The sequence below is a fragment of the Nonomuraea sp. PA05 genome, from assembly GCF_008086045.1.
Taxonomy (GTDB): Bacteria; Actinomycetota; Actinomycetes; order Streptosporangiales; family Streptosporangiaceae; genus Nonomuraea; species Nonomuraea monospora.
Window position 1 is genome coordinate 1 of sequence record NZ_VSEY01000068.1, and the last position, 22,247, is coordinate 22,247.

Annotated in this window: 18 protein-coding genes, 1 tRNA gene and 1 pseudogene; 12 read left to right on the forward strand and 8 right to left on the reverse strand. The window is 72.3% G+C overall.

All coding sequences use genetic code 11. The annotated features are described in order from the left end of the window. The 3 genes and pseudogenes from FXF51_RS62290 to FXF51_RS61545 all read right to left on the reverse strand — a co-directional run. Positions 1 to 315, reverse strand: a pseudogene (locus tag FXF51_RS62290) (hypothetical protein); the annotation flags it as partial. 64 nt (positions 316 to 379) lie between these two features. After that, complete coding sequence (locus tag FXF51_RS55990; RefSeq protein WP_262380545.1) at positions 380 to 2,515, reverse strand: peptidase domain-containing ABC transporter; 2,136 nt, start codon at positions 2,513 to 2,515, stop codon at positions 380 to 382. Further along, on the reverse strand, positions 2,515 to 2,688 hold the full coding sequence (locus FXF51_RS61545; protein WP_187415118.1) for a hypothetical protein: 174 nt from the start codon (positions 2,686 to 2,688) through the stop codon (positions 2,515 to 2,517). The genes FXF51_RS55990 and FXF51_RS61545 overlap by 1 nt, the downstream gene beginning before the upstream one ends. 94 nt (positions 2,689 to 2,782) lie before the next feature. Between FXF51_RS61545 and FXF51_RS55995 the strand changes: the two genes are divergently transcribed. The 4 genes from FXF51_RS55995 to FXF51_RS56010 are packed head-to-tail and all read left to right on the forward strand — an operon-like array spanning position 2,783 to position 6,977. Then, positions 2,783 to 3,322, forward strand: a complete 540-nt coding sequence (locus FXF51_RS55995; protein ID WP_148443055.1) for a PadR family transcriptional regulator — start codon at positions 2,783 to 2,785, stop codon at positions 3,320 to 3,322. After that, a complete protein-coding gene (locus tag FXF51_RS56000) occupies positions 3,306 to 4,010 on the forward strand; it encodes an ABC transporter ATP-binding protein (protein WP_148443056.1) in 705 nt (234 codons plus the stop codon). Before FXF51_RS55995 ends, FXF51_RS56000 begins: the two co-directional genes overlap by 17 nt. Beyond that, positions 4,007 to 6,139, forward strand: a complete 2,133-nt coding sequence (locus FXF51_RS56005) for an FtsX-like permease family protein (protein WP_148443057.1) — start codon at positions 4,007 to 4,009, stop codon at positions 6,137 to 6,139. The genes FXF51_RS56000 and FXF51_RS56005 overlap by 4 nt, the downstream gene beginning before the upstream one ends. Before the next feature lie 22 nt (positions 6,140 to 6,161). Then, the gene (locus FXF51_RS56010) at positions 6,162 to 6,977 is read left to right on the forward strand and encodes a patatin-like phospholipase family protein (protein ID WP_148443058.1); all 816 of its coding nucleotides are present in this window, start codon (positions 6,162 to 6,164) and stop codon (positions 6,975 to 6,977) included. Between the two features lie 73 nt (positions 6,978 to 7,050). Here the strand turns inward: FXF51_RS56010 and FXF51_RS56015 are convergent, their stop codons facing one another. From FXF51_RS56015 to FXF51_RS56025, 3 genes are all read right to left on the reverse strand, one after another. Then, positions 7,051 to 7,833, reverse strand: coding sequence for an alpha/beta fold hydrolase (locus FXF51_RS56015; RefSeq protein ID WP_148443059.1), 783 nt, complete (start codon positions 7,831 to 7,833; stop codon positions 7,051 to 7,053). A gap of 69 nt (positions 7,834 to 7,902) precedes the next feature. Continuing rightward, positions 7,903 to 8,628 carry a DUF2071 domain-containing protein gene (locus FXF51_RS56020; protein WP_148443060.1) on the reverse strand — a complete coding sequence of 242 codons (726 nt, stop codon included), beginning with the start codon at positions 8,626 to 8,628 and terminating at the stop codon, positions 7,903 to 7,905. Between the two features lie 18 nt (positions 8,629 to 8,646). Next, on the reverse strand, positions 8,647 to 9,819 hold the full coding sequence (locus FXF51_RS56025; protein WP_148443061.1) for an acyl-CoA dehydrogenase family protein: 1,173 nt from the start codon (positions 9,817 to 9,819) through the stop codon (positions 8,647 to 8,649). Between the two features lie 146 nt (positions 9,820 to 9,965). On the opposite strand from FXF51_RS56025, the gene FXF51_RS56030 reads away from it, so the two are divergent. From FXF51_RS56030 to FXF51_RS56045, 4 genes are all read left to right on the forward strand, one after another. Continuing rightward, on the forward strand, positions 9,966 to 11,294 hold the full coding sequence (locus FXF51_RS56030) for a PP2C family protein-serine/threonine phosphatase (RefSeq protein ID WP_222871929.1): 1,329 nt from the start codon (positions 9,966 to 9,968) through the stop codon (positions 11,292 to 11,294). A gap of 331 nt (positions 11,295 to 11,625) precedes the next feature. Beyond that, positions 11,626 to 12,396 (forward strand): hypothetical protein, encoded by a 771-nt coding sequence (locus FXF51_RS56035; RefSeq protein ID WP_148443063.1) that lies wholly within the window; start codon positions 11,626 to 11,628, stop codon positions 12,394 to 12,396. Then, positions 12,393 to 12,791 (forward strand): phage holin family protein, encoded by a 399-nt coding sequence (locus FXF51_RS56040; protein ID WP_148443064.1) that lies wholly within the window; start codon positions 12,393 to 12,395, stop codon positions 12,789 to 12,791. The genes FXF51_RS56035 and FXF51_RS56040 overlap by 4 nt, the downstream gene beginning before the upstream one ends. Continuing rightward, positions 12,767 to 13,411 (forward strand): DUF3618 domain-containing protein, encoded by a 645-nt coding sequence (locus tag FXF51_RS56045; protein WP_148443065.1) that lies wholly within the window; start codon positions 12,767 to 12,769, stop codon positions 13,409 to 13,411. Before FXF51_RS56040 ends, FXF51_RS56045 begins: the two co-directional genes overlap by 25 nt. Before the next feature lie 623 nt (positions 13,412 to 14,034). Here the strand turns inward: FXF51_RS56045 and FXF51_RS56050 are convergent. Beyond that, a tRNA-Leu gene (locus tag FXF51_RS56050) sits at positions 14,035 to 14,123 on the reverse strand. Between the two features lie 349 nt (positions 14,124 to 14,472). Between FXF51_RS56050 and FXF51_RS56055 the strand changes: the two genes are divergently transcribed. Both FXF51_RS56055 and FXF51_RS56060 read left to right on the forward strand, forming a co-directional pair. Next, positions 14,473 to 15,174 (forward strand): hypothetical protein, encoded by a 702-nt coding sequence (locus tag FXF51_RS56055; RefSeq protein ID WP_262380546.1) that lies wholly within the window; start codon positions 14,473 to 14,475, stop codon positions 15,172 to 15,174. Between the two features lie 343 nt (positions 15,175 to 15,517). Then, positions 15,518 to 17,605, forward strand: coding sequence for a chaplin family protein (locus FXF51_RS56060; protein ID WP_148443066.1), 2,088 nt, complete (start codon positions 15,518 to 15,520; stop codon positions 17,603 to 17,605). A gap of 207 nt (positions 17,606 to 17,812) precedes the next feature. On the opposite strand, the gene FXF51_RS56065 is transcribed toward FXF51_RS56060, so the two are convergent. Beyond that, positions 17,813 to 17,980 (reverse strand): DUF5703 family protein, encoded by a 168-nt coding sequence (locus tag FXF51_RS56065; RefSeq protein WP_236667176.1) that lies wholly within the window; start codon positions 17,978 to 17,980, stop codon positions 17,813 to 17,815. 207 nt (positions 17,981 to 18,187) lie between these two features. Between FXF51_RS56065 and topA the strand changes: the two genes are divergently transcribed. Then, positions 18,188 to 20,911, forward strand: a complete 2,724-nt coding sequence (gene topA / locus FXF51_RS56070; protein ID WP_148443067.1) for a type I DNA topoisomerase — start codon at positions 18,188 to 18,190, stop codon at positions 20,909 to 20,911. A 23-nt stretch (positions 20,912 to 20,934) separates the two neighbouring features. Continuing rightward, a complete protein-coding gene (locus FXF51_RS56075; protein WP_148443068.1) occupies positions 20,935 to 22,230 on the forward strand; it encodes a metallophosphoesterase in 1,296 nt (431 codons plus the stop codon). Positions 22,231 to 22,247 lie beyond the last annotated feature (17 nt).

A 22,247-nucleotide genomic window follows, 5' to 3' on the forward strand; every position in this document is an offset into this window, starting at 1 on the left:
GTCCTCTCCCGTTCTGGTGCCGGCCGGCGCGCGGGCTCCCTCCGCGCCTTCCGGGGTGGGGGTAAAGAACGTTTTCGTCGTGACAGGGCAGCCCACCACAACTTCCCTCTCGGGCGGGGGGGGGAGGCCCCCGGGGGGCCCCCCCCCGCCGGTGGCCGCCGGCTGCGGCTGCCCGGACGAGCACGCGCCCAGCAGCGCGCTCGCCGCCGCCGAGGCGCTGGCCAGCCCCGCTCCGGTGAGCAGCCGCCGTCTGGCGAGGGGGGTGAGGCGGAGGGTGTCCAGCGCCTCTTCGACCTTGGGGTGCATGTTGTTCATCGTGTGTCCCTGACGGAATGGATCCCCCGAGAGCCTTTGCCGCCAGTGTTCCCCTAGACGAAGGTCAAGTCAGCACCGCCTGCGCGGCCACGAGCCCGGCGTACCGGCCGCCCGCCGCCATCAGCTCGTCGTGGGTGCCGCGCTGCACCACCCGGCCGTCGTCGATCACCAGGATCAGGTCGGCGTCCCTGACCGTGCTCAGCCGGTGCGCGATCACGATCCTGGTCTGCGCGAGCGTGCCGAGACCCGCCTCGATGACGGCCTCGGTGGCGCTGTCCAGGTTGCTGGTGGCCTCGTCGAGCAGAAGGATCTTCGGGCGCGGCAGCACGGCGCGGGCCAGGGCCAGCCGCTGCCGCTGGCCGCCCGACAGGCCGCCGCCGTCCGTCAGGATCGTCTCGTACCCCATGGGCATGGCCGCGATCTCGTCGTGCAGCGCCGCGAGGCGGGCCGCCGCGACCACCCGCTCCATCGGGGCGCCCGGGTCGTTCAGCGCGATGTTCTCCCTGATCGAGCCGTTGAACAGCGACGGGTCCTGGGTGACCACGCCGAACTGGCGGCGCAGCGTGCGCAGGTTCAGCTCGGCGGCGGGGACGCCGTCGTACCTGATCTCGCCCTCGACCGGGTCGTGCAGCGCGAGCAGCAGCCTGGCGAGGGTGCTCTTGCCCGAGCCTGACGCGCCCACCAGCGCGACCTTCTGGCCGGGACGGACGGCGACGGAGACGTCCCGGACCGTCCACGGGCCGCGCGGGTCGTGGCGGAAGCCCACCCCGCGCAGCTCGACCGCGCCGCGCAGCCGCAGCACCTCGATGCCGTCGCTCGGCTCGGGCTCGGCGGCGAGGATGTCCGACAGCCGGTCGAAGTGCGCTCCGGCCTGCTGGAGGCTCTGCAACCCGGTCATCAGCGAGCCCAGCGGGGTCAGCGCGCCGAGCGCGACCGCGTTCAGCGCGATCAGCGTGCCGAGCGTGAGCTGCCCGTCCAGCACCCGCCAGGCGCCCAGCCACAGCAGGGCGAGCGGCGCCGTCACCCTGATCGCCGACAGCGCCGCCTCCAGCAGCCCCCTGGTCAGCCCGGCCCGCACGTCGGCGTCGAGCTGCCTGGCGAAGTGCGCGGACCACTGGTCCACGGCCCGCCGCTCGGCCCCCGACGCCTTCAGCGTCTCGATCCCGGTGATCGTCTGGATCAGGCTGTTCTGCGACGCCGACAGCGCGGCCAGCTCCTGGTGGGTGAGCGTGGCGATCCTGCGCGTCGTGGACAGCAGCAGCGCCGTCTGAAGGACGGCCACGCCGGTCAGCGCCAGCCCGAAGACCGGGTCCCAGAGGTAGACCAGCACCAGGTAGCCCAGGGCCAGCGGCCCGTCCAGCAGCGCGGCGACGACCTGACCGGTCAGGATGTCGCCCAGCGTGGACACGCCCGCCGCCCGCGTCACCAGGTCGCCCTTGGCCCGCTGGGTGAAGTACCGGTACGGCAGCGCCACCAGCCGCCCCACCACGCTCTCCGTCAGCTCCTGGTCGGCCCTGGCCCGCACCGCCACCAGCAGCGCCGCCCGCAGGTACCCGATCACGAACTGCGCCGCCCCCGCCAGCCCGATCGCCAGCCCGAGCAGCGGCAGCACCTCCGCCGCCCGCGCCGGGACGATCGTGTCGACCAGCAGCCCGGAGAAGAGCGGCAGCGCCAGCCCGAGCAGTTGCAGCAGCAACGAGGCGGCCACGATCTGCGCCAGCAGCCCCCTGCGCCGCCGCAGCAGCGTGCGCGCGAACTCCCGCCGCCACGCCCCGGCCATCGACGATGACCCCCGCCGGAACCCCTCACCCGGCTCGAACACCAGCAGCACGCCGGTGAACCCCGCCCCGAACTCCTCCGGCGTCAGCCGCCGCCGCCCGTGCCCGGGATCCACCAGGTCCACCCGGTCCGGCGACCAACGCTCCACCACCACGAAGTGCCTGAACTCCCAGTGCGCCACGGCCGGCAGCGGCACCCGCGCCAGGTCCTCCGGCGCCAGCGAGAAGGCCCGCGCCCGCAGCCCGTGCTCGCGCGCGCCGTCCACGATCGCCCTGGCGCTCAGCCCGTCCCTGCCGATCCCCAGCCGGCCGGCGACCTGGTGCAGCGTGGTGCGGTGACCGTGGTGGGCCAGCACCATCGTCAGGCAGGCCGCGCCGCACTCGGTGTCGGTGTTCTGCAGCACGACGGGGACGCGCCGCATCAGCGCACCAGCCCGAGCGCCAGCACGGTCACGCCGATCCCGGCCGTCACGACGATCGCCACCGCGATCCACAGGACGAGGAAGGACGGCCCGCTGATCACCAGCGGCATCCGTGCGGGGGCGCGGCCCCGCGCCCGCTCGCGCAGGGCCTCCTCGCGGTAGATGAGCCTCATGGCCGCCAACCTAGGAGTGGGGGCTTGGAAGTCACTTGGGAGTCACCGGAACAGATATACCCGACGGGTATACCCGATGTGTATAGTCAGCGACATGACCGTCTCCTACACGCTGCTGGGGCTCCTGGAAGAGGGCGACCGTCACGGCTACGACCTGAAGCAGGCCTACGACCGCCACTTCGGCGCGGCCAAGCCGATCAGGTTCGGGCAGGTCTACCGGACGCTGGCCCAGCTCGTCCGCGACGGCCGGGTGGAGGTCGCCGGCGTGGAGCCGGGGGCGGGCCCCGACCGCAAGCGCTACGCCATCACCCCGGAGGGAGTGACCGACTTGGACCGCTGGCTGGCCGAACCCGAGGACCCGCAACCCCAGCTCCAGGCGGTGCTGTTCACCAAGGTGACGCTGGCGCTGATGTCCGGCAGGCCCGCCGCAGAGTTCCTCGACGCCCAGCGGGCACGGCACCTGGCCGCGATGCGCGCGCTGACCGCGATGCGCCGCGAGGCGGTCTCGGCGCAGGACGCCCTGCTCGCCGACTATCAGCTCTTCCACGTCGAGGCGGATCTGCGCTGGATCGAACACGCGGCGGGCCGGCTGCCCGCCCTGGCCGAGGAGGTCGGTGATGCTGGAGGGTCGTGAGCTGAGCAAGAGCTTCGGCCGTACGCGGGCGCTGCGGGGCGCGGACGTCCGTGTCGCGGACGGCGAGATCCTGGCCGTCATGGGGCCGAGCGGCTCAGGTAAGTCCACATTGCTGCACTGCCTGGGCGGCGTGCTGCGGCCCGACGCGGGCGAGGTGCGCTTCGGTGAGGTGCGGCCCGGCGCAGGTGAGGCGTCTGTCGGTGAGGTGCGGCTCGACCGGCTCAGCGATCGCGAGCTCAGCCGGCTGCGGCGCGGCACGTTCGGGTTCGTCTTCCAGTTCGGCCAGCTCGTGCCCGAACTGCCGCTGATCGAGAACATCGCGCTGCCGCTGCTGCTCGCGGGCCGCTCACGCAGGCCCGCGCTGGCCGAGGCGGCCGACTGGGTGGCCAGGCTGGGCCTGGACGGCCTGTGGGACCGGCTGCCCGGCGAGCTGTCGGGCGGCCAGGCGCAGCTCGCCGCCGTGGCCCGCGCCCTCATCGCCGCCCCGCGCGTGGTCTTCGCCGACGAGCCGGCAGGCTCGCTCGACTCCGTGGCCGCCGACGAGGTGATGGAGCTGCTCGTGGACACCGTACGCGCGCAGGGCGCCTGCATGGTGCTCGTGACACACGAGCCGAGGGTGGCGGCCTTCGCCGACCGCACCGTGACCGTCAGGGACGGCCGCGTCGTCCAGCCGGTGGGCGCGCGATGAAGGCCGTCAGGTCGGCTGGCGGGTGCGGGGTGAGCGCCGTACGGCTGGGCCTGCGGCTGGCGCTGGCCGGTGGGCGGGAGAGCCTGGCACGGCTGGGGCTGACCGCGTTCGGGGTCGGCGTCGGAGTCGTCCTGCTGCTGCTCTGCCTCACCGGGCAGTCCGCGCTGCAGGGGCGGGCGGACCGCGCGACGTGGCGCGACTCGACGTCCGAGACCCCGCCGACCGCCCAGGACGCGGCGCTGTGGCTCGGGGTCAGCGACCACTACGCGGGCGAGCCGCTGTTCAGGCTGCACGTGGCCGCGCTCGGCCCGCGCCCGCCGGTGCCGCCAGGGCTCGACCGGCTCCCGTCCGACGGCGAGGTGGCCGTCTCCCCGGCGCTGCGGCGGCTGATCGAGGCCATTCCGGCGGACCAGCTCGGGGACCGCTTCCCCGGCCGGATCGCCGCGACGGTCGGCCCCGCGGCGCTGACCCATCCCGACCAGTTGGTGGCCGTCGTCGGGCACAGCGTGCGGGAGTTGCGGGCGCACACGGGGGCACAGGAGGTGCGAGGCATCCAGACGGGCCCGCCCGGCGACCACTCCTACACCGTCGCGGCCAGGCTGCTGCTCGGCGTGGGGGCGCTGCTGCTGCTCGTGCCCGTCGTCGTGTTCATCGTCATGGTCACGAGGATCGCCGCCGTCCGCCGCGAGCAGCGCTTCGCCGCCATGCGGCTGGCAGGCGCCACCCGCGCGCAGACCGCGGTCATGGCGGCGGCGGAGACGGGGCTCGCCGCCGCCGCGGGGGCGCTGCTCGGCCTGCTCGGCTACCTCGCTGTCCGTCCGCTCGTGGCCGCGCACCTGACCCACGGCGGGGTGCGCTTCCTCGGCTCCGACGTCTCCGTGCCGGCCGGTGCCATGGCCGCGGTGCTGGCCGGGGTGCCGCTGCTGGCCGTGGCGACCACGGCCGTCTCGCTGCGCGGGCTCCGGGTGACGCCGCTCGGCATCGGGCCGGAGACCGTCCGCAGGAGGCCGCCCCGGGCGTGGCGGGTGCTGCCGCCGGCGGCCGGCGTTCTCGGGCTGTGCCTCGCCCCGTCCGTGCCGCCGCTGGCGGACGAGGGGCTGTACCTCTGGTTCCTGCTGCCCGCCATGGTGGGCACGGTGGTCGCCGGGCCCTGGCTCTGCCTGGCGGCGGCCCGCGTCCTGGGCCGGCTCGGCCGCCGCTTCGCCACGCTGATGGCCGCGCGGCGCGTGGCCGGCGATCCTCGTGCCGCCTTCCGCGCGGTCAGCGGGGTGGTGCTCACCGTGTCCGCGGCGACGTTCGCGGCCGGGCTGGCGAGCGAGGAGCCCGGCGGGAACTTCCATGGCGAGCTGCGTCCCGGCGTGATCGAGGTCTACGTCGGTGAACAGCCCGCCGGCCGCCTCGCACCCCTGATGGGCCCGGGCACAGTGGTCGTCAGGGTCAGTGGGGGAGGCTCCGCGGTGTCCTGCGCCGACCTGGAGCTGGTGGTCAACGCCTCCTGCCCGCTGCCCGCCACCGCGCGGGCGCGCGGCCTCGGCCGGTACGCCACGATCGGCGTCATGAGCGGGGAGCTCAGGGAGCCGGCCCCGGGGCATGGGAGCTTGCCCGTGCGGGCACTGTACGTCAGGACCGACGGCAGCCTCGCCGCCGAGGAACGTGTCCGCACCAGGGCGGCGATCGTGCTGCCGCGTGCGATCGTCAACAGCCGGCGCGACACCGTGCTGCAGGAGACCAGGCTGCAGGACGAGCTGACCACGTACGCCCGGCTGGTGACCTGGTTCGTCATCCTGGTAGCGGGCTGCAGCCTGACGGTCGGCGCCGTGGCGGGGCTGATCGAGCGGCGCCGGTCGTTCGCGCTGCTGCGGGCGGCGGGCGCGCGGCTCGCGGAGCTGCGCCGGATCGTGCTGGTCGAGACGGCCGTTCCGCTGGTGCTCAGCATCCTGATGGGTGCCGCGCTGGGCTCGACGGCCTCGTACGCCGTCACCGCGGCGGCCGGGGACCCGTGGACGCCGCCCGGCCTCGCCCTCGCCACCGGGCTGGCTGGGAGCGCGCTGGCGGCGATGGCCATCACGATGGCGGCGCTTCCGCTGCTGAACGTCACGACGAGATACGACGCCGTGCGCTTCGAATGACCGCCCGGCTACCGTGGGCGCCATGAGACGAGCCTTGGTGCTGGGCGGCGGAGGCGTCGCCGGGATCGCGTGGGAGACGGGCGTGCTGGCCGCGCTCGCGGGCGAAGGGGTGGACGTCACCACCGCCGACCGGATCGTCGGCACGTCGGCGGGCTCCACCGTGGCCGCCCAGGTCACCAGCGGGCTACCGCTGAAGGACCTGCTCGCCCGCCAGACCGATCCGGCGCTGCAGACGCCCGAGCTGGCGAGCGGGGTGTCGCTGGAAGAGCTGTGGATCGCGCTGCAGCTCATCGCCCAGGGCCCGCTCGACCCGGCAGGGCAGCGGCGCGAGATCGGCGCGCTCGCCCTGGCCGCCGACACGGTCGGCGAGGCCGAGCGGCGGGCCGTCATCGAGGCCCGGCTGCCCGTGCACTCGTGGCCCGAACGCGACCTGGTGATCGTGGCGGTGGACGCGCACACGGGGGAGGAGCGCCTGTTCGGGCCGGGCTCCGGCGTGAGCCTGGTGGACGCCGTGGCGGCGAGCTGCGCCGTGCCCGGGGTGTGGCCGTGCGTCAGCATCGGCGGGGCGCGGTACATGGACGGCGGCGTGCGGACGAGCACCAACGCCGACCTGGCGGCCGGGTTCGATCGGGTGCTGGTGCTCGCCCCCATGGCCGACCTGGGCGAGCCGTCATGGGGGCGGCTGGAGGGGACGGTCGAGGTGATCGAGCCGGACGAGGCCGCGCTGGCCGCGTTCGGCGCCGACCTGCTGTCGCCCGAGGTGCGCACGCCCAGCGCCGAAGCCGGCTACACCCAGGGCCGGGGGTTGGCGGCCAGGGTGGGCGCGATGTGGCGGTGACGTCCACCGGACCTCGCGCCCGGATGCGGCGGTGACGTCCACCGGACCTCGCGCCCGGATGCGGCGGCGACCCCTACAACACCTTGCGCAGCACCTGCGCGAACTCCTCCGGGTGCGCCATGAACCCCCCGTGATCCCCCGGAAACTCCACCGGCGTCGTCCCGATCCGCCCGGCCAGCTCCACCGACGTTCGGTACGTCACGAGCTGCCCCGACTCGGCCCCCACCCCCACCACGACCCTCCCGGCCCGCAAGGCGGCCACGTCCGGCACGTAGCGGGTGGTGCCGCGCAGCTCGTGCGCGAAGAACCGCGAGCTGTCGGCCACCATCTGCTCCGACGGAGGCGGCCCGGAATCCTCGCCCTCCTCGAACCCCGCGTTCCCCATGAACTTCGCGAAGGCCGCCCACAGCCCGTCGCGGTGGAAGGTCTCGATCATGTCGTCCACCGCGGCGCGCTGCTCGCCGGCGTCCGGCAGCAGCTCCACGCACGGCGGCTCGTGCGCCACCAGCGTCCGCACCCGCCCGGGATGCCGCGCCACCAGCGCCAGCCCGGTCACCGCGCCGCCGCTGCTGCCGAACACGTCGGCCGACTCGGCCCCCAGGGCCTCGATGATGGCCGCCAGGTCGTCGGCCCGAAGCTCGGGCGTGGAGTCCTGCGTCGGGTCGTCCAGCACGCTGCCCGACATGCCGCGCGGGTCGTGCGTGACGACCGTGTGATCGGAGGCCAGCGCCTCGGCCAGCGGCGCGAAGTCCGCCGCCGCCATCGGCGCGCCGGTCACCACCAGTAGCGGCCCCGAGCCGCGTACCTCGTAACGCAGCCGCACGTCCGGGCGGCGCAGGGTGTGAATGGCGGTCATGGCGAGACCTTCCTTCCTTCGTTCAAAGCTGTCGAAGGTCAGACCCCGGCTGCCAACGGAACTCATCGCTCAGGAGACCGCCATCGCGGGCAGCGGCTGCCACACCGCCGGGACCTCGCGCATCACCAGCGCGCAGTCCAGCACCGCGCTCCCGCCGGGGAATCGGCTCGGGTCCTCGAAGAACGAGGAGCTCGCCGAGCGGATCCGGCAGGCGTCCACGGCCCAGTGCTCGGTACGCAGCTCCATGCCGTCGAGTCGCGGCCCCGACGCGGTCGCCGAGAACCCCTTGGCGCCCGCGCGGAAGAACGCCGAAGCCCCCTCCAGGTCCTCGAAGAGCTCGCTGCCGCGCAGCTCCGGCGTCACCTCCACCTCGACGCTCACCCGCGTGCCGCCATCGCGGGTGGCGTAGGCGACGTGCAGCTCGCGCGGCGTCTCGCGTACCGAGAAGTCGGCCCGCCCGTGCTCGCCGGGGAACACCCGCCCGCCGGCCCAGGCGTTGACCAGGGAGGCGGTGTCGCGGCGCGGGATGTAGACGCCGGTCTCCACCCCGCCGGGCCCGTCCCACTCGACGGCGAACCTGTGCGCCGCGTTCTCGCTGCGCAGCCCCACCCCGCGCGGCGCCCAGGCGGGCCGTACGCCGCCCAGGCGCAGCAGGCAGATGCCGGCCACCGCGTGACCGTTGACGAGCTGAGGCCGTAGCGGCGCGGGCAGCAGCCGCGCCGCCGCCTCCGCGTCCACCCGGTAGTTCACCAGCAGGCGGCGCTCGACGACACTGGACAGGCGGGGTTGCCTCATGAGTCCTCACTCTCCTGCTCAGGTTTCACCCTCCAGCGTAAGCACCGCCCACGACTGCCCCTCGGCCAGCCCCGCCAGCTCCCGCCCGCACTCCCGCAGCGCCTGCGGCCCTGACAGGATGTGCGCGGTGCCCGCCTGAGCGTCCCTGAACAGGCGCTGGATCAGCCCGTCGCGCAGCGCCGTGGTGCCGCCCGACCGGTAGACGAACCCGGCCACCTCGCCGATCGTCGCCGTGATGTGGTTCAGGGCGAGCCGCACCATCGTCTCCTGGCGGGTGCCGAGCCGCCCGCCGCCGTCCAGCGTGCGCTCCACGTCGTCCCAGGTCTCGCGGATCAGCGCCGAGGCGGCGCGGAAGCCCGCCTCGGCGCGGGCGAAGTCGGTGTGGAAGGCGTCGCTGTCGGCGAGCTGACCGGGCCGGCCGGTCCGGGCGCCCGCGTACCGGGCCAGCTCGTCCAGCAGCCGCCGCCCGATGCCGAGCGCCCAGCCGGAGTGGCAGATCAGCGCCTGGTCGAGCAGGCCGAGCCGGAAGATCGCGCCGCCGCGCAGCGGCTCGGTCGTGAGGAAGTCGTGCGAGTGCGACTCCGGCACGAACGCCCCGTCGATGGTGTAGTCGACGCTGCCCGTGGCGCGCAGGCCGAGGACGTCCCAGTTGCCGAGCATGGTGACGTCCTCGATCGGGGTGATGAAGATGCGCACCTCGTGGGTGCCCTCGACGGCGGCGGCGCTGTGGGCGTACTGCGCGTGCAGCATCCCCGACGCGAAGCTCCACTGCCCGGTGAGACGGAACCCGCCGCCGTCCGGCACGGCGACGCCGGGCCGGGTGCCCTGGCCGGCGATCAGCGGCATGCGGGGGCCCTTGAAGAGCAGCTCCACGGCGTCGTCGCCGAGATAGGCGCCGGCCGTGCCGTTCTCCAGGGTGGTGGCCATGACGACCCAGCCCGTCGAGGGGTCGGCGTACGTCAGCTCCTCGAAGACGTCGAGCAGCTCGCGGGGGGACAGCTCGGCGCCCCCGAGCGGCGCCGGCACCCAGAGGCCGAAGACGCCCGCCTCGTGCAGGGCGTCCACGACGGGTGCGGTCAGCCTCCCCTCCGCCTCGGCCCGGCCCGCCTCGCTCTCGATCAGCGGGCGCAGGTCGCGGGCCCTGTGCAGCAGGGTCGTGCCGGCTCTGTGCAGTCGCGGCGTGTCGCTCATGTCCCAGGTGCTCCTGTTCGTGATCGTCGGCGCTCTACCTCCGTCAGATCACGACATCGCCCCCTTGTCCAGAGCCTGCCCTCTGACCAGGTGTCATGCGAATGGCCAGGGGGCATGAGGCAGGCGAGAACACCTCGGGGGGTCAGGTGGGAGGCGACGCTTTCGACGGGTTCCTCGGACGGCTGGGCGCCGAGGACCTGCAGCGGCTGCAGGAGAGCCTCGCCCAGCTCCACGACCTGCACGACCGGATGAAACGCCTGCTGGAAGCGGTGCTGGCGATCAGCTCCGAGCTGGAGCTGAACGCGGCGCTGCGCACCATCGTGGAGGTCTCCGCCGACCTGGTGGACGCCCGTTACGGCGCTCTCGGCGTGCTGAACGAGGAGGGCCAGTTCGCCGACCTGTTCACCTGCGGGGTCTCCGAGGAGGTGTACGAGGCCATCGGCCGCATGCCCACCACCCACGGCCTCCTGGGCGAGCTGGTGGCCCACCCCGAACCGATGCGCGTGAACGACGTCCAGTCGCACCCGCACTTCCGCGAGTACCCGGCCGGCCACCCCGTGATGCACAGCCTGCTGGGCACGCCACTCCTGGTGCGCGGCACCGTCTACGGCAACATGTACTTCGCGGACAAACGCTCGGGCGGCCCGTTCACCGGCGACGACGAGCGCATCATCGCGGCCCTGGCCAGCGCGGCCAGCGTCGCCATCGAGAACGCCCGCCTCTACGACCGCCTGCGCCGCAGCACCGAGGACTTCCAGCGCAGCCTCCTCCCCGACCTCCCGGAGCTGCCCGACGTGGCCGGCCTGCGCGCCTGCGCCCGCTACCGACCCTCCAGCTCACTGCCCAAGATCGGCGGCGACTGGTACGACGCGATCGTCCTTCCTGACGGCGTCCCCTGCCTCATGGTCGGTGACGTGATGGGCCACGACCTGCGGTCGGCCACCGTCATGAGCCAGATCAGCAACATGCTGCGGGTGATCGCCTACGAGCAGTGCGAGCCGCCGTCCCTCATCCTGCGCCGCCTGGACGAGGTGCTGCACGGCCTGCACGGCGGCCCGATGGCCACCGTCCTCCTGGCCCGTCTGGAGTCGCACGCCAGTGCCGGGTGGCGGCTGTGCTGGAGCAGCGCCGGCCATCCGCCTCCGCTCCTGGTCCCCTCCTCCGGCCCGGCCCGCTACCTGCGCGCCGACAGCGGCCACCCCCTCGGCGTCGCCCCCGACCTGCCCCGCCCTGATCACGCTCAGATCATTCCCGCCGGATCGACCCTGATCCTGTACACCGACGGGCTTGTCGAGGATCCCGCGCACAGCCTGGACGAGGGGATGGGCGGCCTCGCTCGGCTGGCCGCCGAGTTGCGGGGGCTGCCGTTGGAGGAGATGTGCGACCGGCTTTTGGCGTACCGGGGCGAGCACTTCACCGACGACATAGCGCTGCTCGCCCTGCGGCTCGCACCGGCTGGGGGCAGCGCGCTCTGACGGACGGGAACCCTCGAAATCCAATCTACTGGCGAAAAAGAACGGCATCGGGCCATGCCGCTTTCCGGTCGGTGAGGCGGAGCGCCGTCATCGACCCTGCGCTGGTGAACGCGCTTCCTGCCCCCGCTTGACCCGTCGAAACGACGCGAATTTTCTGCGGCGATCTCACCGTTCTCGCGAACACTTCATCAACCCACGTCGCAGCCCCTGTATTGATCGCCTATATGCGGAAGAAAATCTTCTTGCGTTTATCCGCGCCATACAAATGAGTTTTACCGAAATATGCAGGGCAGTCAGGGTGGGTCCTACCGCGATGGCAGAGGAGCCACCGATGAGTGAATTCCCGACATCCGGCCGCAGCGGACACCCGGAGCCCCGCTCCGAGCACGGCACGGTGAGCCGTGCCGGGGACGCCGCGGCCCACACCGCGCACACCGCCACCCAGCAGGCTCGCCAGGTCGGCGGCGAGATCAGGCAGCAGACCGGCCAGGCCGTCACCCACCTACGCGGACGGGTGCGCGACGAGGTCGACTCCCAGAGCCGTCGCGCCGCGCAGAACCTCCGCCACTGGGCCGACGAACTGCGGGAGATGACCGAGAGCGGCAAGCCCGACAGCCCTGTGCAGGGGGTGCTCCAGCGGGTCGCCGGCACCGGGCACAAGGCCGCGGACTACCTGGAGGACCAGGGCCTGGGCGGCGCCGTCGGTGAGCTGCAGGACTTCGCGCGCCGCCGTCCCGGGGTGTTCCTGGCGGGCGCGCTCGCGGCCGGGTTCCTCTTCGGACGCCTGGTCAAGGCGAGCGCGGCAGCCGCCCAGGACGACGACCGGCCGCGTCAGGACGACTGGCAGCGCCAGGGCGACGACCGGCAGCGCCAGGACGACTGGCAGCGTCAGGACATCGCACGCGAGGCCACCCCCGCACCGCGAAGCACGCAGAACTACGAGCCGGTCGGCCCCGTGGCCGACCCGCCCTCGACCTACGCGACGGCGCCGACCGAGCCGCCCTCGACCTACGCGACGGCGCCGACCGAGCCGGTCACCCCGGTGGCGCCGCCCGTCCAGCCCCCGGGCACACCTCGCTACCCGGAGGGTGAACATCGATGAGCACGCCCGCCCCGGACCCCAAGCCCTCGCTCGGCGACCTGGTCGGCGACCTCGGCAGCGACCTGTCGAAGTTGTTCCGCCAGGAGGTCGAGCTCGCCAAGACCGAGATCCGCGAAGAGGCGACCAAGGCCGGCAAGGCCGCCGGCATGTTCGGCGGCGCCGGCTTCGCCGGCTGGATGACCGCGCTGTTCCTGAGCCTGGCCCTGATCTGGGCACTGGACGCCGCCATCGACGCCGGATGGGCCGCCCTCATCGTGGCCCTGCTGTGGGGCATCGCCGCGACGGTGATGTTCGTCATGGGCCGCAGAACACTCCAGACCGTGTCGCCGGTGCCGGAGGAGACCGTGAAGACACTGAAGGAGGACGCGCAGTGGGCACGCGATCTGAAGAACTGAAACAGCAGATCGAGCAGACCCGCGGCGAGATCAGCCGCGACGTCGACCGGCTGGCCGAGAAGACCAGCCCGAGCCAGATCATCCGCCGCAGGACCGCGGGTATCCGAACCAAGGCCCGTAACTTCAAGGAGCGCGTCATGGGCACTACCGGACACGCCGGCGAACGCATGCAGGACACCGCGGGCAACGTGAAGAGCGCCCTGTCCGAAAGCGGCGCCACCGTGCGTGACAACGTCGCCCACACCGCGGGCGTCGTGAAGGACAACGCCACCCAGGCCGCCGGCGCCGTCAGGGCCGCACCCCAGCAGGCCATGCGCACCACCCAGGGCAACCCCCTGGCCGCCGGTCTGATCGCGTTCGGCCTCGGCGCCCTGGCCGCCGCGCTGATCCCCGAGACCCGAGCCGAACGGCGCGCCGCCCTCCAGGCCAAGGAGCAGGCGGGCGCCTACGCCGAACCCGTCGTCGAGTCACTCAAGGAGTCGGCGCAGTCGCTGGGCCAGGAGGCCAAGTCGACCGCGCGGGAGGCGGCCCAGCAGGTCAAGGAGTCGGCCGCCGACGCGGCACAGGCCACCAAGCAGCAGGCGCAGGAGCAGGCGTCGCACGTACGCGACCAACGCTGAGCACCCGCGTGGAGACGAGCCGGGCGTCATGTGACGTGGCGCCCGGCTCGCGCGTGCGTCGCTCCGAGTCAGGACGACACGTCGGACCTGAGACCGACCAACCAGCCCCGAGAGTTCGGCCTGGCCCAGTCCGACATCGAGGACTTCCAGCAGAACACCAGCGCCAAATACATCCTCGGGCAAGGCGCCAACGTCGAGCGACCCAAGTGGAACGACCCCCGTAGCCCTCAACGCACCCCGGACGACCTGAACAACTGACCCGTCTACATCCGCTACGCCTACGCGTGGCTCACCGAAGCGAAAGACGCCGACGACTGGCACGTCCAACGCGTCGACGTAGCCGTCAGAGCGGCGACCAGTCCGGCTGCTACATCTACCTCGGGTCGCGTGTAGAAGAGGTCGTCTCCCGTCCCGGACGGGCCGGGGGTGCACATCACCGGCTCGCACCACAGCGCAGGGCCGAGCCGAGTTCGTTGACCGATTGATCTCGCTGCACGAGTCCTACGACACCTGGGCCGGCCGTGCTTGCGGTGATTCGCTGCGGCCACGCCGGCCCCGGCTCGTTCCGGCGGCACAAATGAAAAAGCCCTGAGCCTGTGTCTTGCACATTCTCAGGGCCTTCATGGTGTCCGAGGGGGGACTTGAACCCCCATGCCCATCACTGGGCACTAGCACCTCAAGCTAGCGCGTCTGCCTATTCCGCCACCCGGACTTGGTGCCTGCACGTGAGACCGTCATCCCGCGTCGGCTCAGTAAGGTTAGCAAACTCTGCGGGGTGCGTCATACCAAGAATCCGTACCCCGCCGAAGAGACGCCAGACAGGCCCGGCAACCCCCTGGAATACCCGGCCTGGGGCCCCGGATGGGCTTCTCGTGGGGGCCGCTACAGCAGGATGTCGGGGTTGGGGAGGGTTCGCCCCCGCGCCGGTTGGCCAATTTCTGGTCCTCGGCTGAAAAGGCCTTGCGACAACTTTGGGTGCTGCTACGGTTACGGATCGTTGAGGGGTGAGTCCACGGACCGGCCTCACGACGTGAGGCCGGTTCTGGAGCTCGGGAGGGCATGTGACGCGCGTGGCGGTGTTGCGGCAGCTGAGGGCGAAGGCCCGTGCTGCGCGCCGCCCGCGCGTGACTGTCCAGGCTGTCCCGGCTCAGGGCCCGACCACCGAGCTGGGTGACCGGATGGCGCGGTTCGCGGCCGGTGCCCGGCGGGTCGTCGTGCGGGCAGTCGCGATTGGCGCCCTGGTGGCCGCCGGGTGGCTGCTTGTTCTCGTGTTCGGCATGCTCACCGCCGCTCCGGCGGCCGCGGACGCCACCGCGGCGACAGGTGCGGCAGAGAGCGCGGGCACCGGCCCGGCGGAAGCCACCGCCGTGACGCAAACCGCTGTGACAGAAGCCGCCGAGACGGGAACCGCCGTAACGGAAGCCGCCGTGACAGGAGCGTCCGAGGACGCGCCACACGGGCTCACCGCCCCCGTCCGCGTCTCGGCGTCGGACAACGCCGAGGCCATGGCCGGTCGTACGGTCGACGGTCTCAACAGCCAGCGGGACCCTGGCCTGCCCGCACCTTCCTCCGCCGGGAAGATCTTGGACACCGATGGTCTGGTGCCCAACGGCGGCGGCAACGGTCCCGTGGCGCCTGCGACAGGGGATGCCGTGAGGTCTGCTTTCGACCCGCGGCTCCAGGCCGGGCGCGCCCTCGTGGCGCGCCTGCTTCCCCCCGTCGTCCGCACAGCGGCGGACGACCCTTCCTTCTCACCTGACTGATCCCCGCACCCAGGACGTCGGCTCGACGAGCGAGATGAGCGAGCGAGCCGGCCCGGGACGACGGGCGACGACGGTTCGCAGCGCGCGATGAAGCGCGACGTCTCAGAGGGCCCAGAGTCAGCCGACACGAAAAGCTGAGTCGGCCCTGGTCCCGGTGGTCCGAATCCGCAAGGTAAGCGGCGGAGTGTGGCATGAATCCCTCCGCCCGCGGGTGAAACACGTCAGTTCAAGTTCCACCGGTTCGCGTATCCGGGACCCGCTGTGCACGTGCTCGACGCGTGCTTCCCGGCTGCCCGCGAACTCGTTCAGGTAATCCCCCCAAGAACCACTAGGAGCATTCATCATGCGTACGTGGGCGAAGGCATCGAGCCCCGCGGCCCTGCTGGCCGTGGCAGTCATGTCGTTCGGCGCCGGCGGTACCGCGCTGGCCGACACCTCCGGCAACGGGTCCGTCGCGGGCGGCAACCAGGTCGACCTGCCGATCTCCGTGCCGATCGACATCAGCGGCAACTCCGCCGCGGCCATCGGCAAGTCGGAGGCCACCTCCCAGGGCGGCGCGCAGGTCATCAACCAGAACCGTCCCGGCATCCCCAACGAGACGTCGGGCAACGGCTCCGTCGGCGGCGGCAACCAGGTGAACGCGCCGATCAGCGTTCCCGTCAACGCCTGTGGCAACGCCGTCTCGCTGGTCGGCAAGTCGGACGCGGGCTGCAAGGGCGGGGCGACCGTCCGCACCCAGGGCAGGGGCGGCGCCGGCGGCAACCGGACCTCGGGCAACGGCAGCGTGCTCGGCGGCAACCAGATCTCGGCCCCCATCTCCGCGCCGATCAACGCCTGCGGCAACGCGCTGGCGATCTTCGGTGACGCGACGGCCGGCTGCACCGGCGGCGCCGTCGTCAACAACACCGGGCGCGGCGTGGGCGGCAACCGTACGTCCGGCAACGGCAGCGTGCTAGGCGGGAACCAGATCGTGGCGCCCATCTCCGCGCCGATCAACATCTGCGGCAACTCGGTCGCCGTGATCGGGCACGCCTTCTCCGGCTGCCGCGGCGGCTCGACCGTCAACAACAACGGCGGCCCCGGCCAGCGCTACCAGACCCGCCACATGGCCGCGGGCTCGACGGGCAACGACACCGACGGGCGCTTCGGGGCCGGCAGCGGCAACCAGGTGGTCGCTCCGATCAGCCTGCCCGTGGACGTCTGCGGCAACGCCGTGGGCAACGCGTCCGCCGGGTGCAAGGGCGGCTCGAAGGTCGAGCACGCGGGCTCGGGCGGCAACCGCACCTCGGGCACGGGTGGCGTGCTGAGCGGCAACCAGGCGGTCGCCCCTGTCAGCGCTCCGATCGACGTGTGCGGCAACGCCGCGGCCGTGCTCGGCCACGCGTTCGCCGGGTGCAAGGGCGGCGCGACCGTCCACAAGTCCGGCAGGCACGCGGGCGGCAACCGCACCTCGGGCGCCGGTGGCGTGCTGAGCGGCAACCAGGCGGTCGCGCCGATCGCGGCGCCGATCAACGTCTGCGGCAACGCGGCGGCGGTGCTCGGCCTGTCCGAGGCCCGCTGCAGGGGCGGGGCGGGCGTCTGGGCGCAGGACGGCATCGGCGGGGGCGGCAACCGCACCTCGGGCGCCGGTGGCGTGCTGAGCGGCAACCAGGCGGTCGCGCCGATCGCGGCCCCGATCAACGTCTGCGGCAATGCGGCGGCCGTCCTGGGTGACGCCGCCGCCGGATGCCTCGGCGGCGCGCACGTCGGCCGGCCGGGGGCCGAGCGTCCCGACGGGTTCGAGCGCTTCGCCCGCGCCAACAGCAAGGTCGCGGCGGCCAAGGGCGGCATGCTGCCCATCACGCCCTCCCTGCCGGTGCTGGGCGGCGCCCAGGAGGTCGGCGGCAAGGTCGGCGAGGTCACCCAGCAGGTGCAGGGGCTCGGCAACGCGACCGAGCTGGCCAAGCGGGTGCCGGGCGTGCCCACCGTCACCAAGCAGGTGGAGGGCTACGGCAACGTCGCCGAGGTCACCAAGCAGATCGAGGGTGTGGGGAACGTCACCGGCCAGCTCCCGGCGGTCGAGGACGCCTCCAAGACGCTCGGCCTCCCGCAGCTCCCCGAGCTGCCCGGCCTGCCCGTGAGCCCCGAGAAGCCGAAGCGGACCGCGGTGTCCGCCCCGGTCGACGGCAAGGGCCGCGCCGCCTCCTCGGGCCCGGTCTCCGCGCTCAACCCGGCCACCGACCTGGTCGCCTCCACCCCGGCCGGCGGCGCGGTGAACTCCGCCGCCCGCAGCCTGCCCGTCCCGCCCGTCGGCCTGATGAGCGCCGAGCAGCCCGCCGGCGTGACCGGCATGAACTCGGGCTCGGTGCTCGCGCTTCTGCTCGGCTCGCTGCTGGCCGCCTCGGCGACGATGTTCGCGACGGCTCGCCGGTTCCGCCTCGGCCGTAAGTGACCACGCTCGCGACCGCTCACGGGTTCCGGCTCGGCCGTAAGTGACGATGCTCGCGACCGCTCACCGGTTCCGGCTCGGCCGTAAGTAAGGGATACAGCTACTACGTAACACGGTACGGCTCCTGCTCACAGCCTGTGAGTAGTCCGCCATAGACGCTTTGCCCGTTCCGGGGGCGCGGCCCGGGGCGGGCGAAGCCATGTCCGGGGTTCAGAGCGTGCGTCGTACCCGCATGATCTTACGGCGCAGCCGCACGTGGCGGCTGCCGTCGGGGTGCACGCGGACGCGCGCGAGCTCCCACTGCCCGTACTCTGCGTGTTCGGTGAGCAGTTGACGTGCTGCTTCGCGAGTGAGATCGCGTGGAATGAAGATATCCATGTAGGAGTAGTCGAGCACAACGATTAGTCTCCAGGGTGAGTCAGGGCGCCATGCCGCTCGATGGGCCTTATTCTGCGTGCTTGTGGGTGGACCCGGAAGCGAGTGGGTAGCCCGGGGGAAGGAAATTTCCGCGAGTCGGGTTACCTTTCAGTCTGTGCCGACTCCCGGCAGGGGGATTTGCTAGCGAACAGCGAGGTAGGAAGCAGCGTGCCAGCCAAGAACGGCAGCGCCGGCGGAACACGCCTGGTGATCGTCGAGTCGCCGGCCAAGGCGAAGACCATCGCCGGGTACCTCGGGCGCGGCTACATCGTCGAATCGAGCATCGGTCACATCCGCGACCTGCCGGAGAGGGCCGACGACATTCCCGAGAAGTTCAAGGGAGCCCCGTGGGCCCGCCTCGGGGTGAACGTCGAGCACGGCTTCGAGCCGCTGTATGTCGTCAACCACGACAAACGCACGCAGGTCGCCAAGCTGCGGCAGTTGCTCAAGGACGCCGACGAGCTCTACCTGGCCACTGACGAGGACCGCGAGGGCGAGGCCATCGCCTGGCACCTGCGCGAGGTGCTCAAGCCGAAGGTGCCCGTGCACCGGATGGTGTTCCACGAGATCACCCCGCAGGCGATCCGCGACGCCGTGGCCAACCCGCGCGACCTCAACCTGCGGCTGGTGGACGCGCAGGAGACGCGGCGCATCCTCGACCGGCTCTACGGCTACGAGGTCAGCCCCGTCCTGTGGAAGAAGGTCAAGCCGAGGCTGTCGGCCGGGCGGGTGCAGTCGGTGGCGACGCGGCTGGTGGTGGAGCGCGAGCGGGAGCGCATCGCGTTCACGCCCGCCCACTACTGGGACCTTCAGGCGCTGTTCGACACGAACAAGCCCGAGGAGCGTCCGCGCGACTTCACGGCCACGCTGACCGGGGTCGACGGCAAGCGGGTTGCGCAGGGGCGCGACTTCGCCAGCACGGGGCAGCTCAAGAGCGGCGCCGACGTGCTGCACCTGTCGGAGGCCGCCGCCGGTGAGCTGGCCGGAAGGCTGCGGGGGGTCTCGTTCGCGGTCAAGTCCGTGGAGCGCAAGCCGTACACGCGTAAGCCGTACGCGCCGTTCCGGACGACCACATTGCAGCAGGAGGCCAGCCGGAAGCTGGGCTTCTCCGCCAAGTACACGATGCAGGTCGCGCAGCGGCTCTACGAGAACGGGTTCATCACCTACATGCGTACCGACAGCATCACGCTGTCGGAGACGGCGGTGGCGGCCGCGCGGTCGCAGGCGATCAAGCTGTACGGCGCCTCGTACGTGCCGGACAAGCCCCGCGTCTACGCCAGCAAGGTGAAGAGCGCGCAGGAGGCGCACGAGGCGATCAGGCCGTCGGGCGAGGAGTTCCGCACGCCGGGCGAGACCGGGCTGTCGGGCGACATGTTCCGGCTGTACGAGCTGATCTGGCAGCGCACCGTGTCCTCGCAGATGAAGGACGCGGTCGGCGAGTCGGTCACGGTGAAGGTGGGCGGCAGGTCGTCGGGCGGCGAGGACGTCGAGTTCAGCGCGTCCGGGCGGACGATCACGTTCTACGGGTTCCTGAAGGCGTACGTGGAGGGGGCCGACGATCCCTCCACCGACCGGGACGACTCCGAGAAGCGGCTGCCGAACCTGGCGGAGGGCGACGCGCTCGGCCTGACGCGGCTCGACGTGGCCGGGCACTCGACCAAGCCGCCGGCGCGCTACACCGAGGCGTCGCTGGTCAAGGAGCTGGAGGACCGCGAGATCGGGCGGCCTTCGACGTACGCCTCGATCATCGGCACCATCCTCGACCGCGGGTACGTGTTCAAGAAGGGCACGGCGCTGGTGCCGTCGTTCCTCGCGTTCGCCGTGGTGAACCTGCTGGAGCAGCATTTCGGGAACCTGGTCGACTACGACTTCACGGCCGAGATGGAGAAGGTGCTCGACGACATCGCCAACGACCGGGCGGAGCGGGTGCCGGAGCTGCAGCGCTTCTACTACGGCGCCGACGGCGACGAGGGCCTGAAGGAGATGGTCACCGACCTCGGCGAGATCGACGCCAAGGAGATCAGCTCGTTCCCGGTCAAGGGCACCGACATCGTGCTGCGGGTCGGGCGGTACGGGCCGTACCTCGACAGGGACGGCGCGCGGGTGAACGTGCCCGAGGACATGACGCCCGACGAGCTGACGGCGGAGAAGGCCGAGGAGCTGTTCTCGCGGCCGACCGGCGACCGGCAGCTCGGCAACGACCCGGCGACCGGGCACATGATCGTGGCCAAGGACGGTCGGTACGGGCCGTACGTCACGGAGGTCCTGCCCGAGCCGGCCGCTGAGGAGGAGGCTCCGAAGCGGCGGACGAAGAAGGCCGACGCGCCCAAGCCGCGGACGAGCTCGCTGTTCAAGACCATGTCGCTGGACACGATCACGCTGGACGACGCGCTCAAGCTGCTGTCGATCCCGCGGGTGGTGGGCGAGCTGGAGGGCGAGGAGGTCGTCGCGCACAACGGGAAGTTCGGCCCGTACCTGAAGAAGGGCACCGACTCCCGGTCGCTGACCTCCGAGGAGGCCCTGCTGACGGTCACGATCGAGCAGGCCAAGGAGCTGTTCGCGCAGCCCAAGCAGCGCGGGCGGGGCCGGGCGGCGGCTGCCGCGCCGCTGCGCGAGCTGGGCGACGACCCCAACTCCAAGAAGCCGGTCGTGGTCAAGGAGGGGCGTTTCGGGCCGTACGTGACCGACGGCGAGACGAACGCGTCGCTGCGCAAGGGCGACACGGTCGAGGACATCACGATCGAGCGGGCGGCGGAGCTGCTGGCCGAGCGGCGTGAGCGGGCGCCCGCGCCCAAGAAGACGACCGCCAAGAGCAGCACGACGAAGAGCGGCACCACGAGGAAGGCGCCTGCCAAGAAGGCTCCGGCGAAGAAGCCCGCGACCAAGTCGTAATTGCCGGAAGTAGCATCAATGGTGTGATCGTCCTGATCTTCGTGGCCCTGGTGTTGCTGGCGCACTGGTACCTGTGGCATCGGCTGGTGCGCCGGACGACCCGTCCTGGGCGGTCGCGCAAGGTGCTGACCCTGGGGCTGGCCGCGCTGTTCGTGGTGCTCGTGGCGACGTTCGCAGGCACGCGGATGGGGCTGGAGAGCTGGGTGGCCTGGCCGGGGTACATCTGGCTGGCCGTCATGTTCTACCTGGTCATCCTCTTGGTCGTGCTGGAGGTGCCGCGGGCGGCGGTGGCGGCGGTCCTGCGCAGGGCAGAGCGGCGGGAACCGGCGCCGGAGCTTGAACCCGAGCCTGAACCCGAGCCGGAGCCTGAGCCGGTCCCGGTGCTGGCCGGCACAGCGGCGCCGGTGGCTGAGACCGGCGAGACGGTCGCGGCGGCGCCGGTGGCCGAGGCGGTCGCGGTGGCGCCTGCGCCCGGCGCCGCGTCGCTGAGCAGGCGGCTCTTCCTCGGGCGGACGACCGCCGCCATCGCCGGCGTCGGCGCGCTGAGCACGGTCGGGTACGGCATGTCGAGCGCGCTCGGCGACCCCGTGATCGAGCGGGTCAGGGTCACGCTGCCGAAGCTGGACCCGCGGCTGAGCGGCCTGCGGTTCGCCGTGGTGAGCGACATCCACCTGGGCCCGCTCACGGGCGTCGCGCACACCGAGCGGATCGTCCGGATGATCAACGGGCTGGAAGCCGACGTGGTGGCGATCGTGGGCGACCTCGTGGACGGCACGGTGGCCCAGCTCGGGGCGCTGGCACGGCCGTTGCGCAGCCTGGAGTCCCGCTACGGGGCCTATTTCGTGACAGGCAACCACGAGTACTTCACCCCCGAGGGCCCGGGCGAGTGGATCGAGGAGCTCAAGGAGCTGGGTGTTCGCTCACTGCGCAACGAGCGGGTGGAGATCAGCCATCGGGGCGCCGTGCTCGACCTGGCGGGCGTGAACGACGTCGGCGGCGCGGCGAGCGGCGACGGGCCCGACTTCGGCAAGGCGCTCGGCGGGCGCGACCGCAGCCGCTCCACGGTGCTGCTCGCGCACCAGCCGATCCAGGTGGACCAGGCGGCCGAGCACGGCGTGGACCTGCAGTTGTCCGGGCACACGCACGGCGGGCAGATCGCGCCGTTCAACCTGGTGGTGGGGCTGCAGCAGCCCGTCGTGTCGGGGCTGGCCTCGGTGGGTGGCACGCTCGTGTACGTGACCAGGGGCGCGGGCTTCTGGGGCCCTCCGGTGCGCGTCGGGGCGCCGCCCGAGATCACCATGCTGGAAGTGCACGCCTGACTTCGGGTAATCCAGTG